Below are 23,843 nucleotides of genomic sequence, written 5' to 3'. Positions count from 1 at the left end.
GGACGGGTCGTGCCCGAGCAGTTCGACGCGGGGGCCGGGGATTCCTCCTCCGCGTCAACGAATCCGGTCAGGAACATCCCGGAACGACGACAGCCGGCCCCGGTGGGGACCGGCCATCGTGGTGGGGGATCGGATCAGGCGACGACGACGTCGCCGAAGTCGTGGACCTGACCGCGACGCAACGTCAGCTCGCGAGCGGCCACCGTTCGGGCCTGGCCAGCGGCTGGTGCGTTTCCCGTCCTGAAGGTGACGGTGTACAGCTCCTCGTCGTTGAACGTGGGGTCGTCGGCGTAGGCCGGACGGCTGGAGGGGTTGACGTACCAGCGGAACGTCCCGTCCTCGCCGACGTCGATGCTCCACAGGCCCTGCTCGGGCCAGTGGCTCGTCTCCAGCGGGTTCTGCCCGCCGCCGAGGAACCAGAGGAAGTTCTTGAAGTCCTTCTCGACCTGCACCGTGCCCGACACGGGGTTGCCGTCGCCGTCGACCAGGCGGCCGGTGAGGACGCAGTGGTAGCGGGCATCGAGGTCGACCACGCGGTCGGCGTCGGTGGAGTACTCGTACAGGCGACCCTCGATGACACGGGAGAACTCGCCCTGGAGGGCGTCGCGCAGCCCGTCGTTGGCGGCCACCTCGTCGCGCAGCAGGCCGCGGTCCGCCGGCTCGAGGCAGACGACCTCGGCCAGCAACGTCAGCGCCTCGCGGTTCTTGGCGTACATCGCCGGGACCGTCGTGCCGTACCCCGGGTGGAAGGAGTCACCCGCGTGCTCGAAGGTGTAGCTGATGGACCCCCACGTGCCGTAGGTGTAGTCCGAGCAGGTCCCCGTGGTCACGTACAGGTCGATCGACTTCGTCGGCTGGTAGCCGTTGTAGAACGTCGAGGCGATGCCGAGGCGGGCCAGGAGCACGTCGTCGGGCGCGTCTGCGGAGGTGTCGCCCCACGCCCACAGGACGAGGTCGCCGGAGGTGTGATGGGTGATCTCGGTCAGGCACTGGTAGGTCTGGTGCACCCACTGGACGTTGCGGCTCTCCGGCTCGCTGAACGGTGCTTCGCCGCGGTAGGTGCCGCTGGTCTCGGAGTTCGACGAGCCGCTGCCGCCCCACTGGTAGGAGTAGTTGCGGTTGGGGTCGACGCCGTAGGCGGTCAGGCCGTCGGGGGCGTTCTGCTCCCGGGCGATCCCACCGTCGGTCAGCTGGCGGCGGTTCTTGCGCCAGTACTGCCCGAACCCGTTGCCTGCCGCCGTCGCGGAGTTGCCGCCGAGGATCGGGATGCTGACGCCGACCTGGTGGGTCCCGGCCTCGACGGGGAACTCGCGGGAGAAGTGGAAGCCGTCGACGTTGACGATCGGGACGATGACGTTGCGCACCTTGCGGACCAGGTTGGCGATCCGCTTCTGGGCAGCGTCTGCCTCACCGGCCTCGTCAGCGCGGTAGCTCTCGACGAGGTCGTGGGCCCACATGATCGGCACCTCACCGGCCGGCCACTCGCGGGCGTGGTGCACGCCGTCGTTGTAGAAGACGGGACGGCCGTCGTTGCGGTCGACGTCGGTGCAGATCTCCAGGCCGTAGACCGTCCGTTCCTCGATGGACTTGTAGGGCAGCTCGATGAGCTTGACCAGCCCGGGGTTGTCGTCGGCCAGCGCCTGCATGTCGGCGTTGTAGTCGGCCAGGCGGCGGTACTCCCCCGTCGCCGTCTCACCGGGCTGCAGGTCGACGGTCCGCGCCGCGCTGGAGTCGGACCGGGCACGGTCCCGGGCGACGACATCCTCGACGGTGATCTCGAACCGCAGGCCGGTCTGGAGCAGACGGCCCAGGTCTCCGGGCCACAGCAGGAACTCGTAGGACCCGTCACCGAACGAGCGGTGGGTGTCGTCGAGGCCGTCGACGAGGTGCGCGGTGTCAGGGGCCAACCAGACCCGGGCCATGCGGAGGGGCTCACCGGCCAGCATGGCGGCACGGTCGGTGCCGGTGCTGTCGAGGGCGCCGAGGGCGCTGGCTGGCCCGGCGAGGCCCACGCCGAGGGCCCCGGCGGTGAGGCCTGCGGTGCGGAGGAACTGGCGGCGACTGGAACGATGCAAGGGGATGGCTCCCGGGTATCCGACGATGGGGGTTGTCGGACACGTTCGACCCCAGCACCCCGGATTCCTGCCCGGCCCCGAGGATCCCGGGGTCAGCTCGCCGCGCGCTCCGGGCGGTGCACGTCGCCGAGGTAGACCTCCCACTCGGGCCGGACCCGGCCCACCGCGACCACCATCCAGAAAGCCGCCCGGGGGGCGAACGGCTGGCGGACGAGCGCCATCCCCGCCTCGGAAGGGGTCCGGTCGCCCTTGCGGGAGTTGCACCGCATGCATGCAGCGACCACGTTCTCCCACTCGTGCGCGCCGCTGCGGCTTCGTGGGTGGACGTGGTCGATGTTCTCTGCGGGGGCACCGCAGTACTGGCACGTGTGGCCGTCGCGTATGAACACGCCGCGACGCGTCAGGGTGGCCCGCCGGCGGTACGGCACCCGTACGTATCGGCGGAGCTGGACGACCGAGGGGACGGACAGGTCGAGGCGTTCGCTGTGGAAGACATGCACCCCCTCGTGGACCATGTCGGCCTTGCCGGTCAGCAGCAGGACGAGGGCGCGTCGACCGCTGACCACGCACAGGGGTTCCATCGAGGCGTTGAGCACGAGGGCCTTGCCCGGCCCGCTGGTGGGCGCCACGGGCGGAGGCGATGGCGACTCCCGCGTCCCGTGGGGCGCGGGGTGGGGGGCAATCAGCGCACTCAACCGTTCACCTCCGACCAGCCGTCCCCGAGGCCCGCCCTGGCAGCGGACGATCGGTCCGGTTCCGGTCGCGGTCACCCTACCAGCGGGCCGTCGGCCGGACGACGCACCCCTCGCACCGCGCCGGCAGGTCGGCTCAGATGGCGTGGCGGGGGGCGGTGTCGATGATCTCGAACCCGGCCATCCCGTTGATCGCGCCGCCCCACACCATGAGCAGGGCATCCAGCGCGGCCTCGCGGCTGTGCTGCTCGCCCAGGACCGTCCGGCAGTAGGCGAAGTGCTCCACCATGGCAGCGAGGACGGAGGCCACGGTCTCCGGCGGCGGGACCTTGCTGCGGCGTCCCGCCGCATCGGTGACCAGGTCGAGCTGCTCGGTGATGCGGTCGACGAACCGCTGCCGCAGGTCCAGGTACAGCTCGCCGAACTCCGCGTCCTCCCGCGAGGCCTGCATCCACGTCTTCATGACCGCTGCGTCGGCGGAGTAGGTGTCGAGCACACCGCCCACGATCCGCTCGACCTCCGCCCGCGGGTCCTCGCTCTCCCACGGCTCCGACACGAGGTTGATGAAGGCCGCCATCGTGTCGGTGACGAGGTCGATGAGGATCGCCGACCGGTTCTCGTAGTAGGTGTAGAACGTCCCGTGGCTGACACCCGCCCGTTCGGCGATGTCCTGGACCCGGGTCTCCTGCCAGCCGAGGTCGGCGAACGCCTCCTGCGCGGCCACGCGCAGCTTGGCCATGGTCTTGCGGCCGCGCGGGGTCACGTGCTGGGGATCGATCACGCCTTGATCCTGCCAGAGTTGACGCCCACGTCAACTCCGAGTCGGCGGTTCACTCGCCGGGACGTCGGACGATGCCGTGCAGATGGCAGGCCACCATGCGTCCCTGGACCTGCTGCAGCGCCGGCGCCGGGCCCTCGCCGAAGCGGACGACGACGTCGCCCCCCTCGGTCGCCACGTCGGAGACCCCGGAGAAGATCCGGTGCCGGTCCGAGGCCCTGAGGTCCTCGATCAGCGCCAGCAGGTCGGGGTTGTGGCCGTCGGTGAACCGGGCCTCGTGCCGGCTGGTCCGCACGGCAGTCAGGGGCCCGGTCGCCCCGATCTCCTTCTCGAACGTGTCGGCGTCCACCTCGGTCCAGCGCTGCTCGAGGAAGTCGACGAGGTCGTCGCCTTCCCAGCCGCACGGCTCGAAGGCACGGGGGCACCGCGGGTGGAACTGGCAGCCCGACGGGGGATCGAGCGCGTCGGGGATCTCCCCGGACGGCAGGTTCTTCTCCCGCCCCTTGCGCGACGGGTCGGGCAGCGGGACCGCGCCGAGCAACGCGTCGGTGTAGGGATGCTGCGGATCGTCGTAGATCGCCGCCGCGTCGCCCCACTCCACGAGCTCGCCGAGGTACATGATCCCGATCTGGTCGCACACGAACCGGCCGGAGGTCAGGTCGTGGGTGATGTAGACGTAGGTCAGGCCCAGCTCGTCCTTGAGGTCGAGCATCAGCTCGAGCACCTTGGCCCGGATGGACATGTCGAGCGCCGCGACCGGTTCGTCGGCGACGACGAGCTCTGGTTCGGTGATGAGGGTCCGGGCGATCACCACGCGCTGCTTCTGGCCACCCGAGACGTCCTCGGGATAGCTGTCGAGGTACCGCTCCGCGGGGGTCAGGCCGCACCGCTCCAGCATCGCGGCGACCTTCGTCCGCACCTCCGCCCGGCTGGAGGCCAAGCCGTGGATCCGCAGCGGGTGGCCGACGCCCTGCACGATCGTCATCGCGGGGTTCAGCGAGGCGTTGGGGTCCTGGAACACCATGCCCATCTGCCGGCGCAGCGGCCGGAAGCGCCGCTCGGACAGCTCGGCCAGGTTCTGGCCCCGCCACCACACCGCCCCGTCGGTCACGGGTGCCAGGCCGAGGATGCTGCGGCCGAGGGTCGTCTTGCCCGAGCCGCTCTCCCCCACCAGGCCGAAGATGTCGCCCTGCTTGAGGTCGAAGCTGACGTCGTTGACGGCCTTGACGACCTTCTTGTCGCCGCGGCTGAAGATGCCGTGGGACGTGCCGAAGTGGGTGTGGAGGTTGCGGACCCGCAGCAGGATGCCGTCGGTGTCGGTGGTGTCGACCCCGGGCGTGGGGTCGTCGAGGGTGCCGGTCGTGGGGGACTCGCTGGGTGACGTCACGCTCATCGGGCCATCTCGTGGGTCGCGTCGGTGCCGGCTTCGGCACCCGGGTACAGCAGGCAGGCCGCGCGGGTGGCGTCGCTGACCGGCGTGAGGCTCGGGTCGACGGTGGTGCACGGCTCGAACCGCTGGTCGCAGCGGGGGGCGAACCGACACCCGGTCGGGGGGTCGAGCAGGTTGGGCGGGAAGCCGTCGATGGACGCCAGCTCCTCGGTGTCGACGCTGATGACCGATCGCAGCAGCCCCTGGGTGTAGGGGTGCTTGGGGTCGGTGAAGACCTCCTCGACCGGGCCGACCTCGACGATCCGTCCGGCGTACATGACCGCCACCCGGTCGCAGGTCTCGGCGACGATGCCGAGGTTGTGGGTGATGAGGATCAGCCCGAGGTCCTCCTCGCGGCGAAGGCGGTCGAGCAGGTCCAGGATCTGGGCCTCGACGATGACGTCGAGCGCCGTCGTCGGCTCGTCGGCGATGACGAGGTAGGGGCGCATGACGATCCCGAGGGCGATCATGATGCGCTGGCGCATGCCGCCGGAGAACTCGTGGGGGTAGTTGTCGGCGCGGGTGGGCGGGATGCCCATCTGCATCAGCGCCTCACGGGCCATCGCCCGGGCCTCGTCCTTCTTGGTGCCCGGCCGGTGTGCCCGGATGGCCTCCACGAAGTGGTCGCTGACGCGCATGAGCGGGTCGAGGCGAGTCATGGGTTCCTGGAAGACCAGGGCCATGTCCTCGCCCCGGACCTTCCGGAGGGCGCGGGGGCTGATGCCGACGAGCTCCTCCCCCTGCAGCTTCACCGAGCCGGACATCTCCGCACCGGGCGGCAGCAGCTGCATCAGCGCCTTGCCCATCGTGGACTTGCCGCAGCCGGACTCGCCGACCAGGCCGAGGGACTCACCCGCGGCGACGTCGATGGAGACGCCGTCGACGGCGTGCAGCATCCCTGCCGGGGTGCCGTAGGCGACGCGGAGGTCGCGGACGGACAGGACTGGTGTTGCGTCGGTCATCGGACGTCCCCTTCGGCCAGCACGGTCGACTCGGCGTCCAGCGGCTGCTCGCGGCGGTCGCCCGCGGCCTTCATCGCGGCGCGGGCCCCCTTCACCTTGCCCTTGAAGCCCTTCACGCGGAGCAACGGGTTGACGATGTCGTTGAGCCCCTCACCGATGAGCGAGAGCCCGGTGACGAGCAGCGTGATGGCCACACCCGGCCAGAAGGCGGTCCACCAGAAGCCGCCGACGGAGTCGGCAAGGCCCAGGTTGACGTCCAGCCCCCACTCGGCGGTGGGGAACTTGATGCCGTACCCGAGGAAGCCCAGCGCCGCCAGCGTCAGCACGGCATCGGCGGCGTTCAGGGTGAACAGCACCGGGATGGAGGACACGACGTTGAAGAAGATGTAGCGGAACACCACGGTCCGCCGCTTGGCGCCGAGCGAGCGCGCCGCCTCGACGAAGGGTTCCTCCTTGACCGACAGGGTGTGGTTGCGGATGACCCTGAAGTACTGCGGGATGTAGACGGTGCCGACGGAGATCGCCGCCGGCACGAACGGGGCATCGATGCCCCACTGCTCCAGCCGCAGCCGCAGCGCGAAGGCGATCAGGATGGCCAGCAGCAGCGACGGGAAGGCGTAGATCGTGTCCATGATCAGGACCAGGACGCGGTCGAGCCGGCCGCCGATATAGCCGCTGAACAGCCCGAGCGGCACCCCGATCAGCATGGCGAACGCCGTGGAGAACGCCACGACGAGGAACGCGATCCGCGCGCCGAGGATCACACGGCTGAGCACGTCGAACCGGGTGTCGGTGGTGCCGAACGGGTACTCGGCGCTGGGTGCGACCCGGGCCGGGATCTGGGCGTCCGGCGGGGCCCCGATGCAGGTGCCCGTCGCGCCGACGGTCGGGTCGAAGAACTCGTCGGGGCAGTACTGGCTCTCGCCGAAGGGCGCGACGCTGTCGGCGAAGACCGCCATGACGAGGAACACCAGCGTGATGACGGTGCCCGCGATCACGAGGTAGCGGGCACCCGGGTTGGCCCGCCGCCACGGCCGCAGCGCGTGTTCGATGCGGGCGCGGACGCCGCTGCGCGGGGACGCGGTGTCGGTCACGTCAGTCGTTCCGGTCTCGGTCGAGTCGGTCCGGGTGGGGTCAGGGGTTGCCATGTCAGTACCTCACCCGCGGGTCGATGAGCCCGTTGAGGATGTCGATCAGGAGCGAGGTCACGGTGATGAGCATGGCGATCACCGTCACCAGGACCTGCACGCCGACGTAGTCACGGGCGTTGATGAAGTCCACGAGCTTGCTGCCGATGCCCGGCCAGGAGAAGGTGGTCTCGGTCAGGATCGCCCCGCCGAGCAGCAGCGCGAACTGCAGGCCCATGATGGTGATGACGGGCACGAGGGCGTTCTTGAAGGCGTGGCGGAACAGCACCGGCCGTTCGTGGACGCCGCGGGCATGGGCGGACTCGACGTAGTCGGCGCGGAGCGTCTGCAGCATGTTGACGCGGACGAGCCGGATGAAGATGCCCGAGATCACGAGCCCGAGCGTCGCTCCCGGGAGGATCAGGTGCTTGAGTGCGGTGATGGCGAACTCGGAGTTGCCGGCCAGGAACCCGTCGAGGACGTAGAACCCGGTCGGCCCGTTGACCGGGACGATGCGCCCGCTTATCCGGTTGCCGGTCGGAAGCCATTTCAGCCAGACCGAGAAGATCAGCTGTGCCTGGATGCCCAGCCAGAAGACCGGCAGGGAGAAGCTGACGATGCCGAACAACCTGGCCGCCCCGTCCAGGGGCGTGTCTCGGAACCTCGCCGACAGCGCCCCGAGCACGATGCCGAGCGGGATCGCGATCAGCATCGCGACGATCGTCAGCTCGAAGGTCGCCGGCAGCACGTCGGCGAGCAGCTCGCTGGTGCTGCGCGGGTCGGTCAGCGGCTGCCCGAAGTCACCCCTCGCGAGGTCCGTCAGGTACTCCACGTACTGCACCGTGATGGGCCGGTCGACACCAGCCGCCTGCCTGGCCTGCTCGATGCGTTCCTCGCTGGCCCGACCGGCCAGCGACGCGGTGACGATGTCACCGGGGAGGATCCTGAGGAGGATGAACAGGACCGTCAGCAGCAGCAGCAGGAACACGGGCGCCAGGGCCACACGTACCGCGATGTACTTGCCGAGGCTGGATCCCGAGGTCTTCGTTGACATGGGCATGTCCTCGTGGGGGGAGTTGGCCGGTCCTGGGCCGAACCGGCCGGCGGGCGGATCATCGTACGGGACACAAAACACCGGCAGCCGGGCTCCGAGGAGCCCGGCTGCGGGCGTTCAGGTCACCTGGCTGGCTACTAGCTCAGGGAGAGCACGTAGAACCAGGTCTGCTGCGCGGCACCGAGGGTGTCCTCGACGCCCTGCACGCGCTCGTTGAAGTAGGCCTCCTGGCCCTCGGAGTACAGCGGGATGAACGGCATGTCGGTCGCCGCCAGCTGCTGGATCTCGTCGAAGATCTCGGCACGCTCCGGGGTACCCGGCTCGGCCTCCTGCTCCGCGGTGATCAGCGAGTCCATCTCCTCGGAACCGTAGAAGCCGATGAAGGTCTTCTCGGAGTGGTAGAAGGGCTCGATGTAGTCGTCGGGGTCCAGGTAGTCGGGGTACCAGCCGAGCAGGTAGATCGGGTAGGCACCGTCGTTGAGGTGGGTGGAGTACTCCGTGGCCCACTCGGAGGTGTTGGTGGTCACGTTGAACAGGCCGGACTCGTTGAGCGAGCGGCTGATGATCTCGGCCACCTCGGCCTGGTTGGTGTACCGGTCGGCCGGGTACCACAGCTCGAACTCGATCGGGCTGTCGGTGGTGAGCTCGACCTCGATGTCGGAGATGTGGTCAGCGGAGACGTCGAAGTTCTCGGGGATCATCGAGAACAGCGGGGACGCCTGGCCCTCGAAGGCCTCGTCGACGATGCGCTGGCGGTCGATGGTGGCGGCGACGGCGCGGCGGACGGCCGGGTCGTCGAACGGCGGCTGGGTGACGTCGACCACCATGTAGGAGGTACGACCACCGGCGTCGGTCAGGATCTCGATGCCCTCTTCGCCCTCGAGGGAGGACGTCTCGGTCGGGTCGAGGTCGTTGACGGCCATGTCGATCTCACCGGCAGCCAGGGCGTTGCGCATCTGGGTGGTGGACTCGTAGAACACGATGCGGACCGTGTCGATGGCGGGGGCCTCGCCCCAGTAGTCCTCGAAGCGCTCCAGCGTCATGGAGACGCCGGGCTGGTAGTCGGTCATCTGGTAGGGACCGGTACCCACGATCTGGTCGGAGACGATGTAGGACTCGGCCTCCTCCAGCAGGGTCTCGGCACCGGCGTCGTCGTCGGAGGGGGCCTCCAGCTTGGCGTCCGGCGCGGTGTAGACGTCGGAGTCCGACGGCAGCACCGTGGCCACGGTGTAGTTCAGGCGGGCCAGGAACGTGGAGTTCGGCTCGGAGATGGTGATGACGACGGTGTAGTCGTCGGGGGCCTCGATGGAGGTGATGGAGCCGATCAGGAACGACGCACCGTCGGGGTGCGCGATGTTCAGCGACCGGTTCAGCGACCAGACGACGTCCTCGGACGTCATCTCGCTGCCGTCCTGGAAGACGACACCCTGACGCAGGTTGAACGTGTAGGTCAGCCCGTCCTCGGAGATGTCGTAGGACTCGGCGAGGCCTGGCCCGATCTCGTTGGTCTCCGCGGAGAACTCCACCAGGCGGTTGGTGGTGTTGAACAGGATGTCGGAGGCCAGCTTCTCGTAGACGTCGGCCGGGTCGATGGTCGAGGGCTGCTCGGTGGTACCGAACACCAGGGTGTTGTCACCCGTGGGCTCGCCTTCGGCCGCGTCGTCCTCGGTCTCCTCCACCTCGTCGGCGGGCTCCTCCTCGGTGTCCTCGGCGTCCGCGTCGTCGGCGGGCTCCTCGGCGTCGGTTTCCTCGGTGTCGGACACGGTGTCGTCAGCGGTGTCCTCGGTGGACGATTCGCTGCCGCCACAGGCCGCTGCCGCGAGCGCCAGTACGGCGATGATCGCCAGCATACGCAACCACGATGCGCGCATGGGTGTTCCTCCCTTGGGTTGGAATGGGGGTGTGGCCAGCCGGTCGATCCGGATGTCGCTGTCGAGCGGCCTGGCCGGGGTGTGATCCGTTCGGACCACGAGCGCGGCTGAGTCTAGTCCAACGTACGACCGTTGTCGTACGACTCTCACCGGACCGGGTCCGCGCAGATGGAGTTGGTGCTTCGCGACGAGTTGACCATGTTCCTGCACGTCACGGCCAAGAACTTCGGCATCGCTTGACGCGCGGGACCGTGGCAGGGTTGGGAGGGCGCATGTCGAGGCCGATCCTGCGCAGGGGACCGGGCGCATCCACAGGGCGCCGAACACATCGACAGGGTGAGGAGAGCACGCGACGTGTCAGCAGGACCAGCGGCACCGGCGGTCGAAACCGTCGCCGCCACCTACAACCGGATCGAACAGCACGTCAGCGGGGTGGTGCAGGGCAAGCCACAGGTGATCCGCCTGGCGCTGATCGCCCTGCTCGCCGAGGGACACCTGCTGGTCGAGGACGTGCCCGGTGTCGGCAAGACGATGCTGGCCAAGTCGATCGCCCGCTCGATCGCCTGCTCGGTGCGACGCGTCCAGTTCACCCCCGACCTGCTGCCCAGCGACATCACCGGGACGACGGTCTACAACGCCGAGACCCACGACTGGGAGTTCAAGCCCGGCGCGGTGTTCGCCAACATCGTCCTCGGTGACGAGATCAACCGCGCCGGCCCCAAGACGCAGTCGGCGCTGCTGGAGGCGATGGAGGAGCACACCGTCACCGTCGACGGCACCACCCATGCGCTCGCGGTGCCGTTCATGGTGGTCGCCACCCAGAACCCCATCGAGCTGGACGGTACCTACGCCCTGCCCGAGGCCCAGCGCGACCGCTTCATGATGCGGGTGACGATCGGGTACCCCTCCTCCGACGCGGAGCTGCAGGTCCTCAACACCCACGGGGCCGGGGACGCCGCAGCGGCGCTGCAGCCCGTCGCCACCGCCCAGGAGATCGCCGGCCTCATCGACGTCGTCAAGCACCTGCACGCTGCCGACGCCCTGAAGGAGTACGTGGTCGGCATCGTGCGGGCAACCCGCGAGCATCCGGCGGTCGAGCTCGGCTGCTCCCCCCGTGCGGGTCTGGCGCTGCTGCGGGCGGGCCGGGCCGCAGCCGCCTGCCTCGGCCGCGACTACGTCGTCCCCGACGACGTCAAGGCGCTGGCCCCGCACGTGCTGTCCCACCGGCTGATCCTCACCCCCGACGCCCGCATGGCCGAGGTCACCCCCGAGTCCGTCATCGCCGACGTGCTCGGCCAGGTGCCCATCCCCCGCCGATGACCGTGTCCGTGCCCTGCTGCCCCGGGACCACCCGATGCTGACGGGCCGAGGGGTGTCGGTGGGCCTCGCGGCAGTCCTGTCGTGGTTGGTCGGCCGCATGCTGGGCATCGCGGAGCTCTACGCCGTCGCCGTGGCCAGCGGGGCCGTCCTCGGCCTCGGCGTGCTGTACGTGCGGCAGACCACGTCGTCGGTCGCCGCACGACGGCTGGTCGAGACCGACCGCGTCGTCGCGGGCGGCGAGGTGCACGCCACCATCGAGCTGCGCAACGACGGTCGCGTGCCGACCCCGACGTTGCTGGTCAGCGAGCACCTGCCCGAATCGCTGTGGGCCGCCGACCAGCCGCTGCCCGGGGAGGCCCGCTTCGTGATCGGCGGGCTTGGACCCGGGCGGGTCGCGACCGCGCCGTACCGGGCGCAGGCCGACGCGCGTGGTCGCCACGAGCTGGGTCCGGTCACCATCCGGATCCGCGACCCGTTCGGGGTCGCCGAGCGGATCCGCCGCTACACCGCGGTGCAGGACGTGCTGGTCTACCCCCGGATCGAACGGTTGCCCGACCAGCAGGTCTCCGGCACCCACATGGGCTCGGGGTCCAGCGACAGCCGACGGGTCTTCGCGACGGGCGACGAGTTCTACACGATGCGCGAGTACGTCCGCGGCGACGACCTGCGGATGGTCCACTGGCCCTCCACCGCCCACCGGCAGACGATGATGGTCCGCCAGATGGAGCAGCCGTGGCAGGCCCACGCGACGCTGCACCTCGACACCCGACGCGCCAGCCACACCGGCGGCCCCGACGGGACCCTCGAGCACGCCGTGTCCATCGCCGCATCGCTCGTCTACCACCTGGCCGACCGCGGCTACGCCATCCGGCTCGTCACCGACACCGACACCGGTCGTGGCGGCCCCCAGCCCTGGGCACAGAGCCTGGACCGCCTTGCGCTGCTCGACCCGTCCGACAACACCGGGATGGGGCCGTCGGTGGCCGCCACCCGCGGGGGCGAGGGCCTGTTCGTGTCCGTGGTGGGCGTGCCCGACGGCCGCGAGGACCCCAGCCACCATCCCGACATGCGTGCGCTGTTCGGCGTCCGCGGGTTCGGGCAGCGCCTGGCCTTCGTGACCGGGCCGCGGGACGACGACCCGCGGGCGATCCGGACCGTCCAGCTGCTCGTGGCCGCCGGCTGGCAGGCCACGCTGATCACCCCGGGCACCCCGCTGGCGCCACGCTGGGTCGAGCTGATGACGCCACGGTCGCGCCACGGTGCCCGGGCCGGAGCCACCGGATGAGCACCCCCACCCTGCGCCGACCCGCCTCCACCGCACGGCCGCCGTCCCTGCCCGACCCCTTCCCGACCTCGGGTCCGGCCGAGCACCGGCCGGTGTCGTCACGGCCCGCGGTGTCCGACGACCTGCTGACCCTCGGGTTGTCCCTGCTGGTGCTGGCCGCCCTGCTGCCGCTCCGCCGGGTCTTCATCGGCACCGAGTGGGTCCGACCGGTCATCGGCAGCGCCGTGCTGGCGCTGGGCATCGGCTGGGGGTCCCGCCGGCTGCGTGTCGGTCCGGTGACCCACCTGGCGATGTCGATCATCGGCCTGCTCGTCTTCGTGACGATCGCGTTCCTGCCGGCCACCGCGGCGGCGGGGCTGCTGCCGACGCTGCGAACCCTCGACGCGCTGCGGGACCTGTTCGTCTACGGGCTGGAGCTCGTCAGCCTGCGCCCCTCCCCCACCTTCGCCGAGGCCGGGCTGCTGCTGCTCGCCGTGACCGGCGTGTGGCTCATCGCCTACCTCGCCGACGGCATGATGTTCGTGCTGCGCTCACCGCTGGCGGCCATCACCGCCACCCTGGTGCTGTGGTGCGTGCCGCTGGCCGTGGCCCCCGGCGGGGAGTCGATCGTCGTCCCGTCCCTGGCGATGCTGGGCGCGGCCGGCCTGCTCCTGCTGCTCGGCAACGCCAACGCAACGGGCACCTGGGGCACACCGGTTTTCGCCGGTACCTCGTCGGCCCGGTCCGGTCCGGTCCCCCTGATGGGATGGGCGATGCTGACGGCCGCCGCGCTGTGCGGGGTCCTGCTGGCCGGTGCCCTCCCGGGGTTCCAGGAGCGCCCCGTCTACAACGTGCGGGGCGGCAGCGGCACGACGATCACGACCAACCCGATCGTCAACATCCGGGACCGCCTGGTCGCCACCAACACCGGCCCGGTCCTGCGCGTGGACGCCGACCGGCCCGTCTACATGCGCACCACGGCCCTCGACACGTTCAACGACCGCGAGGAATGGGGCATCGACGGCACCATCGGCGGCAGCAACGTGCGCGGGACCGTCGCCGACCCGCCGGCCATCCCGACCGAGACGGTGCAGGTCGAGGTCCTGATCGAGGGGATCGAGACCGGTGCGATCCTGGCCCCCACCCCGTACCTGACCACGGAGGTCGCGGGGTCACGGGCCAGCGACATGCGCTACGACGCCGACCTCGCGACCCTCACGGTCCCCGGTGACACCCCGCTGGTCCGGGGTGACCGCTATCGCGTCACCGCCTCGTTGCCGCAGCCCGACGCGGAGGTCCTCCGCGCGGTGCAACCCGATCCGAACAGCCCCCACACCGCCCTGCCGGCCAACGTGCCGCAGCTGGTCAACGACCTCGCCGAGCAGATCGTCGCGGAGGCAGGCGCGACCACGATGTTCGACCGTGCCCTGGCCATCCAGAACCACCTGCGGACGTGGAGCTACTCCACCCAGCCGCAGCTCGGCAACGGCAGCACCTTCATCGAGCGCTTCATCAACGGCCAGCAGGGGTACTGCGAGCAGTTCGCCGGGACCATGGCCGTGATGCTCCGCACGATGGGCATCCCGAGCCGCCTGGCGGTCGGCTACACCCCGGGCACGCAGGGCGACGACGGACTGTGGGAGGTCACCAACGCCAACGCCCACGCCTGGGTCGAGGTCGACTTCGGCGACCTGGGCTGGGTGGCGTTCGAGCCGACGCCCCGCACCGACGGCAACGTCCTGGTGCCCGACGGCGAGTCGGTGGTCCCGACCCGGACCGTCGCGATGGCGCAGGCCGAGGGCGAGGGTGTGCCCGACCCGGTCGGCCCCGGCGAGCTGCCGCAGTCCCGGCAGACCGAGGACCCGCGCACGGCGGAGGATCCGCTGGTACCGCTCGGCAGCGAGGCCCCCGCGAGCGTCGGGTCGGGGTCGGGCGGCGCCGAGGACGGTGGGGTGCCGTGGCTGCTGGTCCTGCTCGCCCTCGCGGGCGTGGGCGTCGTGGCCCTGATCGGCGCACGTGGCCGCATGGCCCCGCAGCGCCCACCGGAGGAACGCATCGAGCGTGCCCGGCTGCGGGCCGAGCGCGTCGGTGCGGCCGTCGGGCGTGCCCGTCGGACCGGCGAGACCGACGCCGAGTACTTCGTGCGGCTGGCCGACGGGCATCCGTCGGGGGCGGCCCTCGCGGGACCCTCGACGCGGGCGGACTTCGCGCCGGCCGTCACCGTGGCCGACGCGCGTACCGCCGAGGGCGCAGCGGGCACCATCCGGTCACGACTGCTGGGCCGGGCCAGCCGGACCGCACGGGCCCGGCTGGCGATCCTCGAGGCGCTCAGCCGTTGAGGATCCGCATGGCGCCTGCCGGATAGCGGTCACCCGCGGCCACGCCCATGGGCGCGATCCGGTCGAGGGCCGCGAGGTCGTCCCCGGTCAACGGCACCTCGAGGGCGGCGACGTTCTCGCTGACCCGCTCCGGCCGGGTCGTGCCGGGGATCGGCACGATGTCCTCACCCTGTGCCAGCACCCAGGCGAGCGCCAGCTGCGCCGGTGTCGTGCCCTTCGTCTCCGCGAGGGCGGTGACGGCGTCCACGAGGTCGAGGTTGCGCTGCAGGTTGTCACCCCGGAACCGCGGGTTGGACCGGCGCCAGTCGTCCTCGGCGAGGTCCTCCAGCGAGGTGATGGTGCCCGTCAGCATGCCTCGACCGAGCGGGCTGTAGGCCACGAGTCCGATGCCGAGCTCGCGGATGGCCGGCAGGATCTCGGCCTCGATGTCGCGGGTCCACAAGGAGTACTCGGTCTGCAGCGCGGTGATCGGGTGGGTCGCGTGGGCACGTCGGATGGTGTCGGCCGAGGCCTCCGACAGGCCGAGGTGGCGGACCTTGCCGGCCGTGACGAGCTCGGCCATCGCGCCGACGGTCTCCTCGATGGGCACCGACGGGTCGACGCGGTGCAGGTAGTAGAGGTCGATGACGTCGGTGCGGAGCCGCGACAGGGAGGCGTCGCAGGCCCGCCCGACGTACTCGGGACGGCCGTCGGGGCTGCGGCCCTCGATCTCGAGTGAGTAGGCCCCGAACTTCGTGGCCAGCTGCACGTCGTCACGGTGCGCGGCGAGCCACCCCGACAGGAGCTCCTCGTTGGTGCGGGGACCGTAGATGTCGGCGGTGTCGAACAGGGTGATGCCCTCCTCGAGGGCACGGTCGAGGGTCCGGAGGCTGCGGTCGCGGTCGACGGTCCCGTAGGCGAAGGTCATGCCCATGCAGCCGAGGCCGAGGGCGGAGGTGGACATCGTGGACAGTGTGGTTCGGTGCATGTCGGGCAGTCTTGTCGTCGGATGCTGCGCCATCCATGCCGGTCGTCGATCATCGATGCCCCCGACGCATCGATCGGGACGACTTCTCCGCGACGCGGGGGGCGTACGATGTCCGGCGTGGAGCTCGATCTGGGGTTGGTGCGGACCTTCGTGGAGGTGGCCGACACCGAGCACTTCGGTCGGGCAGCAGGACGGCTCCACCTGGCCCAGTCCGCCGTCAGCCGGCGCATCCAGCGACTGGAGTCCCAGCTCGGGGTCGCCCTGCTGGAGCGCACCAGCCGCTCGGTCGTGGTGACCGACGCGGGCAAGACCTTCCTCGCCGACGCGCGGGCGCTGCTGGTCGCGGCCGAGGCCGCGCGACGGCGGCTGACCGCCCACCAGCGGCTGGAGGTGGCGTTCGTGCCCGGGGTCAGCCCGAGTCCCGTGGTCGCCGCGCTCCGGGCGGACGGCCACGAGCCGGACATCGGCATGCGTCGCGTGCAGTGGTACGAGCAGGGCGACGTGCTCAGGACCGGCGCGGCCGACGTGCTGCTGGGACGCCTGCCCATCGTCGGGGAGGGGCTCCGCGTCGAGCCGCTGTGGACGGAGTCACGCATGGTGCTGCTGCCCACCAGCCATCGGCTGGCCCGTCGATCGACGGTGCAGCTGGCCGAGCTGGCCGACGAGCCGATGGTGCGTCATGACGGGCCGGTGGCGGTCAGCTGGGACGCCGAGCACAACATCGACCCCAGGCCCGACGGCAAGCCGGTGCCGACCGGGCCGATCGTGCGGACCCTCGAGGAGAAGCTGGAGTACGTCGCGACGGGGGTCGCCCTGACGATCCTGCCGTCGTCGGTGTCGACGTTGTTCGAGCGAGACGACCTCGTCGTCGTCCCCGTCGTGGATGCGCCCCCAGCCACCGTGGCGCTGGCGTGGAACGATGATCGTCAGCGCCTGCCGGCCCGCGATGCCTTCCTGGCCGCAGCCCGGGCGATGGGACGCTAGGCCCGGTCGTCCCCGTCGTCGGAGTGGCGCCGTCCCTCCATGTACCGGCTGAACCCTCCCTTGAGCTGCCCGCCGAGGTTGCTGTCGCGATCCTCGCCCAGCGTCTTGAGCTGGTTGCCGGCTGCCACGGCGCTGACGAGCATCAGCACGAACCCGGCGAAGGCCACGAAGGGCCCCCACGGGTTGATGGCGATGGCCAGCAGCATGACCAGTCCCACGACCAGGCCGATGATCGCGTAGCGCAGGCGGACACGACCGAGGCTCGCGGGGGTCCGACGGATGCGCTTGACGAACTTGGAGTCCTCGTTGGCGAGCTGGGACTCGATCTCGGAAAGGATCTGTTGTTCTCGATCCGAGAGGGGCATGGTGGCGGTCTCCGCTGGGGTGGGTGGGTGTGTCCGCAGCCGCATGGATCGGCGTCGGAGGCGTGGACCGATTGTGGCCCACCAGCGCCCGTGGCGCAGCCCCATTGTGACGCTGGCTGCACCACCGGGCCAGCCCGGGCCGAAACTCTGAACGCTATTCAGTACGTGGGGCGTCGGTCAACGTCCGGTGAACGCCGGGGGACGACGCTGCATCGCGGCCGTCGCGGCCTCGACGAAGTCCGCCGAGGCGAGGCATGCCTGCTGGTGCTGGCGCTCCGCGGCGAGCATGTCCTCGCGCTGCGCACGGTAGGACCGACGGAGCAATCCGGGGACGGCGCCGATGGCGACCGTGGGACCGGCGGCCAGCTCGGCAACGAAGGCACGGCTGGCCTCGTCGAAGTCCTCGGCGGGCAGCACGCGGTCGACGAGCCCCCACGCCAGGGCCGTGGCGGCATCGACCCGGCGGGCGGTCATCGACATGTCCGCCGCACGGCCCAGGCCGACGACCCGCGGCAGGCGGGTCAGGCCACCGAGGTCGGGGACGAGCGCCCACTTGGCCTCCAGCAGCGCGATCTCGGCATCCGGCGCGGCGAGCCGCATGTGGGCCGCGAGGGCCAGCTGGCAGCCCGCCCCGAAGGCGACCCCCCGGATGGCGGCGACGACGGGCACGGGCAGGTCCTCCAGGCCGGTGAACGCCTGCTGCAGGTAGGCGATCCAGTCGTCGGCGGGGGTGTCGCCCGAGGCCTGCTGGCCGAAGAGGCTGACATCGAGCCCGCTGGAGAACGCCCGCCCCTCGGCACGGACGAGGACCGCCCTGACCGTGCCCGCGTCGATGGCCTGGCGTGCCCGATCGGTGGCGTCGTGCAGGCCGTCGAAGACCCCCTGGTCCATCGCGTTGAGCTTGTCGGGGCGGTTCAGCGTGACGGTGCCGACACCATCCTCGGCGGCCTCGAACACAACGCGATCACTCATCTGGGGGCTCCTCGGGACGGGGGCGCCCGAGACTACCCCCGAGCCGTGGGACGGACCCCATCGGGGCCGTCCCGCCCCCTCGGGACGGCCCTACTCGTCCAGCAGCGCGCCGCGGGTGACCGACCCGTCACCGAACCGATCGCGGGCGGAGTCCGCGGCCCGTTCCAGCTGCTGCCACCGGTCGTCGGCGGTCATGCTGAGCTGGCGGGCCGCGCCAGCGGGCACGAGGTTGGTGACGCGCACCCCGACCAGCCGGACCCGGACCCGTTCCAGGCGGAGGGCGTCCAGCAGCTGCGCGACGGTCCGGTGCAGCTGGGTGGCGTCGTCGAGGGGGCGATCCACCGTCTTGCTGCGGGTGATGGTGGAGAAGTTGGCGTACCGCAGCTTCAGGGTGACGGTGCGACCGGCGACCCCGTGCTTGCGCAGCCGGCGCGACACCTTCTCCGACAGGCGCAGCAGCTCGCGTCGCAGGACGTCGGGGTCGTCGATGTCGGCGTCGAAGGTCTCCTCGGCCCCCATGCCCTTGGTCGACTCGTGGCGCGACACCGTCCGCGGGTCCCGGGCCATCGCCAGGTCGGCGATGTGGGACGCCCCGACCTCACCGACGATGCGCACCATCGTGTCGCGCGGCACCGCCCGCACCTCCGCGACGGTACGGATGCCGAACTTCTCCAGCCGTTCGGCGGTCCTGGCGCCGACACCCCAGAGGTCGCGCACCCCGAGCGGCGCGATGTAGTCCAGCGCCGCCTCGGTCGGCAGGTGGAGCAGGCCGTCGGGCTTGGCCTTGCCCGACAGCAGCTTGGCGAGGAACTTGTTGTGGGCCACGCCGACGCTTGCCGGCAGCCGCAGCTCCTCGCGGATCCGTTCGCGCAGCATCTCGCCGATGGTGACGGGTTCGCCGAACAGCCGGATGCTGCCGCTCACGTCGAGGAACGCCTCGTCCAGCGACAGCGGCTCGACCATCGGGGTGACCGATTCGAAGATCTCTCGCAGCTGGGCGGACACCTCGCCGTACAGGTCGAAGCTCGAGCCGACGACCACGGCGTGGGGGCACAACCGCAGCGCCCGCGCCATGGGCATCGCCGAGCGGATGCCGAAGGCCCGCGCCTCGTAGGACGCGCTGGCCACCACGCCGCGTCCGCCGGTACCGCCGACGAGGACCGGCCGTCCGGCCAGCTCGGGGCGTTCGCGGACCTCCACCGACGCATAGAAGGCGTCCATGTCGACATGGAGGATGGGTTCAGCGATGGACATGGCGACCCCCCATTGTGCGTGTCGGGTTCCCGATTCGGGACTCGTCACGGATTTCTCCTACAGACGGGGTCCCGGCGTACCGACACCTCAACCACCGCTGCTTCTCCGTTCGCCAGGCCCCTACTCCATGCCGTCCTCCGTTCCCGCATCCGTCGACCGACGGACGCTCGCGCGCACCGCGGGCCTGCGACAGATCCATGTGCCGCGCCTGGAGGAGGTGGACCGTCGACGGGCACAGCTCTGGGGGTTGTCGTTGCTGGTCGCCGTCGGCGTGCCCGCGATCATGGTCGCCGTGGGACTCGATGGGCTGCCCGACGTCCTCCGACAGACCGTCGACCTGCGCACGGCACGGCTGGCGATGCTGGCGATGCTGGTCGTCGTCATGGGCTATGTCGCCGAGCGGGAGATCACCCTGCGCCGCCTGACCTCGCTGCTGGTGGAGGAGCGCGTGATGACGGCGTCGCTCGTCAACCGCGTCGAGGAGCTGAACCTGCTGCTCCACGCCACCCGGGCCATGAACGCGGCGCTGGACCTGCCGCACGTGCTGGCGGAGATCTCGCGTTCCGCCGCGGGCCTGCTTCGTGCCGAGTCGGTCGTGCTGTACCTGCTGGACGGCTCGCGTCCCGACCAGCTCGCAGCCGTCGCCGTGCACGGCCCCGCGGGTGTCGACGTCGGGACCGTCGAGCCGGTGGATGCCGGCCTCGCGGGCCGAGCCATGCGCGAACGCGATGCCCTGCTGTCCACCGAGGACCATCCCCGCGGCCGTCGGACCGGGGTCACGGGTGGGATGATCGCCGTGCCGATGGAGGTGCGGGGGCAGCTGGTCGGGGTGCTGCAGGTGGCGGCGGGCACGGCCCGCGAGGCCTTCACCGAGTTCGACCTGCGGGGCGTATCGGTCTTCGCCAACGCCGCGGCCGCCGCCATCGCCAACGCCCGGTCCTACGAGGACCAGCTCGGCCGTGTGGCCAGCCTGCTGGATGCCGACCAGGCCAAGGACGAGTTCCTGACGCTGGTCACCCACGAGCTGCGGACGCCCCTGACGTCGATGATCGGCCTGCTGAGCACGATGTCGACCCGGGCCTCCTCGCTGACCCCCGACCAGATCACTGAGTTCGCCGGCATCGCCCAGACGCAGGGCTGGCGCCTCGACCGGCTGATCGGCGACCTGCTGGACTCGTCCCGGTCCCAGCGGCGCGCCCTGGAGATCCATCCGGAGATCACCCCCGTCGATCGTGTCGTGCGCTCGGCCGTCCGCGCGATCGACCAGTCGACCCCCGATCGTGCGGTGCGCTGCGAGGTGCCAGACGGCCTCGTGCGCGTGCTCGACTCCGACGTGCTGCTCCGCATCGTCGACAACCTGCTGTCCAACGCCCTGAAGTACACGCCGGCGGACTCCCCCATCACCGTGCGGGTCTCGGAGGAGGCCCGTGGGCTGCGCATCGACGTGGTGGACCACGGCGAGGGGATCGACCCAGCCATGCGACGGGCGCTGTTCGACAAGTTCACCCGGGGGGCCGACCCCTACGAACGTGGCGGGTTGGGCCTCGGGTTGTACGTGGTCCAGGCGCTGGCCGAGGCCCACGCCGGCCGGGTCGAGGTGACCGAAACACCCGGGGGTGGCGCCACGTTCAGCGTCTGGCTGGCGGCGTGGTCGTCGATGGAGCAGGCCCCGGCGGTTGCCGCCGAGTGAGCCCTCGGGCGTCGGTTGCCCGGGCGCAATGAAATCGTTCCCCACCCCGGCCCCACGCTCTTCTACGCTGCATTCACCGCGTGGGAGCAGAACAGAGGGGACGGCATGTCGAACAACCCGTGGCAGGGGCCTCCCGGCCAACCCGGACAGGGTGGTCCGCAGGGCTGGCAGCAGCCACCCGGGCAGGGCGGGCAGCCCGGGTGGGGCGGCCAACCGGGCCCGCAGGGACAACCCGCACCTCCGAGCCAACCCGGCCCCCCGGCACAGCCCGGCTGGGGCGGCCAGCCCGGCTATCAGGGCCAGCCCGGCTACGGCAGTCAACCCGGCTACGGCGGCCAGCCCGGACCCGCGGGATTCCAGGGTCCCCCGGGACTCGGTGGTGGGGGTGGATGGCAGCCGCCGAAGAAGCCCCTGATCCAGCGACCGGCGTTCTTCGTGCCGCTCGCGTTGGTCCTGATCGTCGGGGTCGGCGTGATCGTGTTCCTGCTCGCCCGTGACGGCGGGGACGGCGAGGTCGCCCTCGGCGAGGGAACCGACGCGACGCAGGACGAGGGCCAGGACGGCGGGCAGGACGAGACCGACGACCTCGTCGACGCCATGTCGTCGGTGGAGCCGACCGAGGCTGCCAACGCCGGCAGCATGGCCGAGTCGATGACCGATGCGCTGGCAACCCCCGATCCCGAGGCGGCGCAGACCGAGGCCGTGCGCCCCGAGCCGCTCGGCGCGATGCCCGAAGCACCGCCCGAGCCGGCCCCGTTCGAGCCAGCCGCCACTCCCCTGCCCCAGCCGATGCAGGACGCCGGGATGAGCGACGGCGACCTCAGCGACCTTCGGGCCATCGCGCTTCCGGTCGCGCCGTTCCAGGAGGCGACGCTCGACGTCGGCGTCGACCAGGTCGCGGTCGTCGTCTTCGACCTCCAGGTCGGTGACACCGTCAGCGTGAGCGCCGTCGGCGGGCAGGACCCCGACCTGTTCGTGTTCGGGCCCGACGACGCCCTCGTCATCGAGGACACGATGATGGGACCGGGCTCCAACGCCCTGGCCAACGTCATCTCGGCCCCGGTGGCCGGGCAGTACCTGGCCGCTGCGCTCAACGCCACCGGTGCCCCCGGGCAGATCTCGATGACGTTGCAGACCTTCGCGGAGTTCGAGCTGCTCGACGTGCCCAGCGGCACGGTCGCCCCGCAGGACATCACCACCTTCGAGCTCGAGGCCTTCGCCGGGGAACGGATCCACGTGCTGGTGGCCTCGTCCACGTTCGTGCCGACGATCGGTATCGGCCAGAACGGCGACATCCTGGCGTTCGGCAGCATCGTGGCCGACAACGTCCAGCTGGTGGAGCTCGACGTGCCCGCCGACGGGTTCTTCGACGTGGTCGTCTTCGGCAACGACACCGGCGGCAGCTTCGTGATGTACACGACCGTGCAGGTCGGCGGCTGAGTCGGTGAGCCGGCCGGACGTGGCCGGACGTCCCGGACCGACATCCGGGTGGTGCGTGGGGGCGTCATCCGGATGGGTCGCCGGGCAGCGAGGCCATCGTCGGGGACCGGCCGGGAGCGGCACGCGGGGCGGGGCCGAGCCGGGGCGGGGGACGGTCGACACCTACCGACCCGCCGATCCGCCGGAGGAGTGCCACAGCTTCCGTGGTGGCTCGGGGTTGCTGGCCCGGTCGGGGTCGGCGTTGTCGGGGTGGCGTGGGTCGTTGCGCGACAGCCGCCGGGTGTCCCCCGGATCGACACCGGGATGCCGGCCCGCCGGGTCTGCCCAGGTCGCCCCGTTGGGACCGATGCGCGACGGACGACCCGGGGCATCGTCGGTGTCCTGTGGCCGGTAGGGCACCGTCTCGACCATCTGCAGGTGCTCCCCCTCACGGCCGGGCATGACGATGCCCGACCGGCCGGCGGCGCCGCGGATGGTCTCCGACGGGGCCCCGTCCCCGAAGTCGCGGTGGCCCTGGTCGGTGGGGCGACCCTGCTCGGCCAGCGCCTCGTCCAGCCAGCCCTGCTGCCATGCCGTCATCAGGCGCCGCATGTCCCAGGCCCGGTCGGCGGTGACGGTGACCCCCCGCCTGCCGGTGCGGTGCACGACCCCCTCCACCACCAGCAGCCAGGTGTGGAAGACCGTCCAGGCGCAGCGGTCGTGCACGGACTCGAAGAAGGTGGCGTCGCCGATGCCGGTGGCGTCGTCGAGGGACAGGAAGATGATCCGCTGGCCCGACTTCACCGGCGGGGTCTGGGTGGCGACCTTGACCCCGGCGATGCGGACGCGCTGGTTCTCGCGGCAGTCCAGCAGGTCGCTTGCCCGGGTGACCCCGACGGTGTCCAGCAGCGTGTCGTAGAAGGTGACGACATGGCGGGTGGCGTCCATGCCGACGACCTCAAGCTCCGCCCGGACCCGTTCGCTGGCGCGGTACTCCGGCAGGCCGGGCGCCTCGGCGGGGGCGAGCAGGCCCAGCTGGATCGGCTGCTCGGGCTTGCGGGGGTCGTGCCGCTTCAGCCCGCTCCACCGCTCCCCCACCTCCAGCAGCAGGTCACGCCGCGTCTTGACCCGCCCCCCACCCCCGACCATCAGGCCCTTCACACTGGGGGCTTCGCCCCCAGACCCCCGGCCCTCCGTCCGGTCCTCACCCCTCGCGTGGACGCTCGGGGTTCGATCCTCCTTCAGGCCCTTCACACTGGGGGCTTCGCCCCCAGACCCCCG

The 23,843-nt window shown here is 71.1% G+C and carries 19 protein-coding genes; 6 read left to right on the top strand and 13 right to left on the bottom strand.

From position 1 onward, the window contains the following. Positions 1-134 precede the first annotated feature (134 nt). The 8 genes from CUC05_RS11125 to CUC05_RS11090 form a co-directional block, all read right to left on the bottom strand. Complete coding sequence (locus CUC05_RS11125; protein ID WP_170127986.1) at positions 135-2,075, bottom strand: M14 family zinc carboxypeptidase; 1,941 nt, start codon at positions 2,073-2,075, stop codon at positions 135-137. Between the two features lie 92 nt (positions 2,076-2,167). Continuing rightward, the gene (locus CUC05_RS11120; protein WP_108666366.1) at positions 2,168-2,656 is read right to left on the bottom strand and encodes an HNH endonuclease; all 489 of its coding nucleotides are present in this window, start codon (positions 2,654-2,656) and stop codon (positions 2,168-2,170) included. A gap of 247 nt (positions 2,657-2,903) precedes the next feature. After that, on the bottom strand, positions 2,904-3,548 hold the full coding sequence (locus CUC05_RS11115; RefSeq protein ID WP_108666193.1) for a TetR/AcrR family transcriptional regulator: 645 nt from the start codon (positions 3,546-3,548) through the stop codon (positions 2,904-2,906). Positions 3,549-3,597: 49 nt separating this feature from the next. Further along, on the bottom strand, positions 3,598-4,938 hold the full coding sequence (locus tag CUC05_RS11110) for an ABC transporter ATP-binding protein (RefSeq protein WP_108666192.1): 1,341 nt from the start codon (positions 4,936-4,938) through the stop codon (positions 3,598-3,600). Next, entirely contained in the window at positions 4,935-5,936 is a 1,002-nt protein-coding gene (locus tag CUC05_RS11105; RefSeq protein ID WP_108666191.1) for an ABC transporter ATP-binding protein, read from the bottom strand. Before CUC05_RS11105 ends, CUC05_RS11110 begins: the two co-directional genes overlap by 4 nt. After that, on the bottom strand, positions 5,933-7,084 hold the full coding sequence (locus CUC05_RS11100; RefSeq protein ID WP_108666190.1) for an ABC transporter permease: 1,152 nt from the start codon (positions 7,082-7,084) through the stop codon (positions 5,933-5,935). The genes CUC05_RS11105 and CUC05_RS11100 overlap by 4 nt, the downstream gene beginning before the upstream one ends. 1 nt (position 7,085) lies before the next feature. Continuing rightward, positions 7,086-8,117 (bottom strand): ABC transporter permease, encoded by a 1,032-nt coding sequence (locus CUC05_RS11095; protein WP_108666189.1) that lies wholly within the window; start codon positions 8,115-8,117, stop codon positions 7,086-7,088. A gap of 137 nt (positions 8,118-8,254) precedes the next feature. Beyond that, positions 8,255-9,967, bottom strand: coding sequence for an ABC transporter substrate-binding protein (locus CUC05_RS11090; RefSeq protein WP_108666188.1), 1,713 nt, complete (start codon positions 9,965-9,967; stop codon positions 8,255-8,257). A gap of 375 nt (positions 9,968-10,342) precedes the next feature. On the opposite strand from CUC05_RS11090, the gene CUC05_RS11085 reads away from it, so the two are divergent. From CUC05_RS11085 to CUC05_RS11075, 3 genes are read left to right on the top strand one after another with little or no spacing between them, the layout of a single operon-like run. Next, positions 10,343-11,308, top strand: a complete 966-nt coding sequence (locus CUC05_RS11085) for an AAA family ATPase (RefSeq protein ID WP_108666187.1) — start codon at positions 10,343-10,345, stop codon at positions 11,306-11,308. Between the two features lie 34 nt (positions 11,309-11,342). Beyond that, positions 11,343-12,593: a DUF58 domain-containing protein gene (locus CUC05_RS11080; protein WP_108666186.1), complete on the top strand. Its 1,251-nt coding sequence runs from the start codon at positions 11,343-11,345 to the stop codon at positions 12,591-12,593. Then, entirely contained in the window at positions 12,590-14,911 is a 2,322-nt protein-coding gene (locus tag CUC05_RS11075; protein WP_108666185.1) for a transglutaminase TgpA family protein, read from the top strand. The genes CUC05_RS11080 and CUC05_RS11075 overlap by 4 nt, the downstream gene beginning before the upstream one ends. Here CUC05_RS11075 and CUC05_RS11070 read toward each other — a convergent pair. Beyond that, complete coding sequence (locus tag CUC05_RS11070) at positions 14,901-15,854, bottom strand: aldo/keto reductase (protein WP_240606247.1); 954 nt, start codon at positions 15,852-15,854, stop codon at positions 14,901-14,903. The two genes, CUC05_RS11075 and CUC05_RS11070, sit on opposite strands and share 11 nt — an antisense overlap. 141 nt (positions 15,855-15,995) lie before the next feature. On the opposite strand from CUC05_RS11070, the gene CUC05_RS11065 reads away from it, so the two are divergent. Continuing rightward, a complete protein-coding gene (locus tag CUC05_RS11065) occupies positions 15,996-16,862 on the top strand; it encodes a LysR family transcriptional regulator (RefSeq protein WP_170127985.1) in 867 nt (288 codons plus the stop codon). Here CUC05_RS11065 and CUC05_RS11060 read toward each other — a convergent pair. The 3 genes from CUC05_RS11060 to dinB form a co-directional block, all read right to left on the bottom strand. Further along, on the bottom strand, positions 16,859-17,227 hold the full coding sequence (locus tag CUC05_RS11060; RefSeq protein WP_157965456.1) for a DUF3040 domain-containing protein: 369 nt from the start codon (positions 17,225-17,227) through the stop codon (positions 16,859-16,861). The genes CUC05_RS11065 and CUC05_RS11060 overlap by 4 nt on opposite strands. A 177-nt stretch (positions 17,228-17,404) precedes the next feature. Then, positions 17,405-18,199: an enoyl-CoA hydratase/isomerase family protein gene (locus tag CUC05_RS11055; protein ID WP_108666182.1), complete on the bottom strand. Its 795-nt coding sequence runs from the start codon at positions 18,197-18,199 to the stop codon at positions 17,405-17,407. 90 nt (positions 18,200-18,289) lie between these two features. Continuing rightward, positions 18,290-19,453, bottom strand: a complete 1,164-nt coding sequence (gene dinB, locus CUC05_RS11050; protein ID WP_108666364.1) for a DNA polymerase IV — start codon at positions 19,451-19,453, stop codon at positions 18,290-18,292. Between the two features lie 127 nt (positions 19,454-19,580). Between dinB and CUC05_RS11045 the strand changes: the two genes are divergently transcribed. Both CUC05_RS11045 and CUC05_RS11040 read left to right on the top strand, forming a co-directional pair. Further along, positions 19,581-21,143: a sensor histidine kinase gene (locus tag CUC05_RS11045; RefSeq protein WP_114476312.1), complete on the top strand. Its 1,563-nt coding sequence runs from the start codon at positions 19,581-19,583 to the stop codon at positions 21,141-21,143. A 105-nt stretch (positions 21,144-21,248) separates the two neighbouring features. Then, positions 21,249-22,583: a hypothetical protein gene (locus CUC05_RS11040; RefSeq protein WP_108666180.1), complete on the top strand. Its 1,335-nt coding sequence runs from the start codon at positions 21,249-21,251 to the stop codon at positions 22,581-22,583. Positions 22,584-22,745: 162 nt separating this feature from the next. On the opposite strand, the gene CUC05_RS11035 is transcribed toward CUC05_RS11040, so the two are convergent. After that, positions 22,746-23,723: a hypothetical protein gene (locus CUC05_RS11035; RefSeq protein WP_108666179.1), complete on the bottom strand. Its 978-nt coding sequence runs from the start codon at positions 23,721-23,723 to the stop codon at positions 22,746-22,748. Positions 23,724-23,843 lie beyond the last annotated feature (120 nt).

It is taken from the genome of Euzebya rosea, from assembly GCF_003073135.1.
Taxonomy (GTDB): Bacteria; Actinomycetota; Nitriliruptoria; order Euzebyales; family Euzebyaceae; genus Euzebya; species Euzebya rosea.
This window is presented reverse-complemented; position numbering and strand designations above follow the sequence as displayed.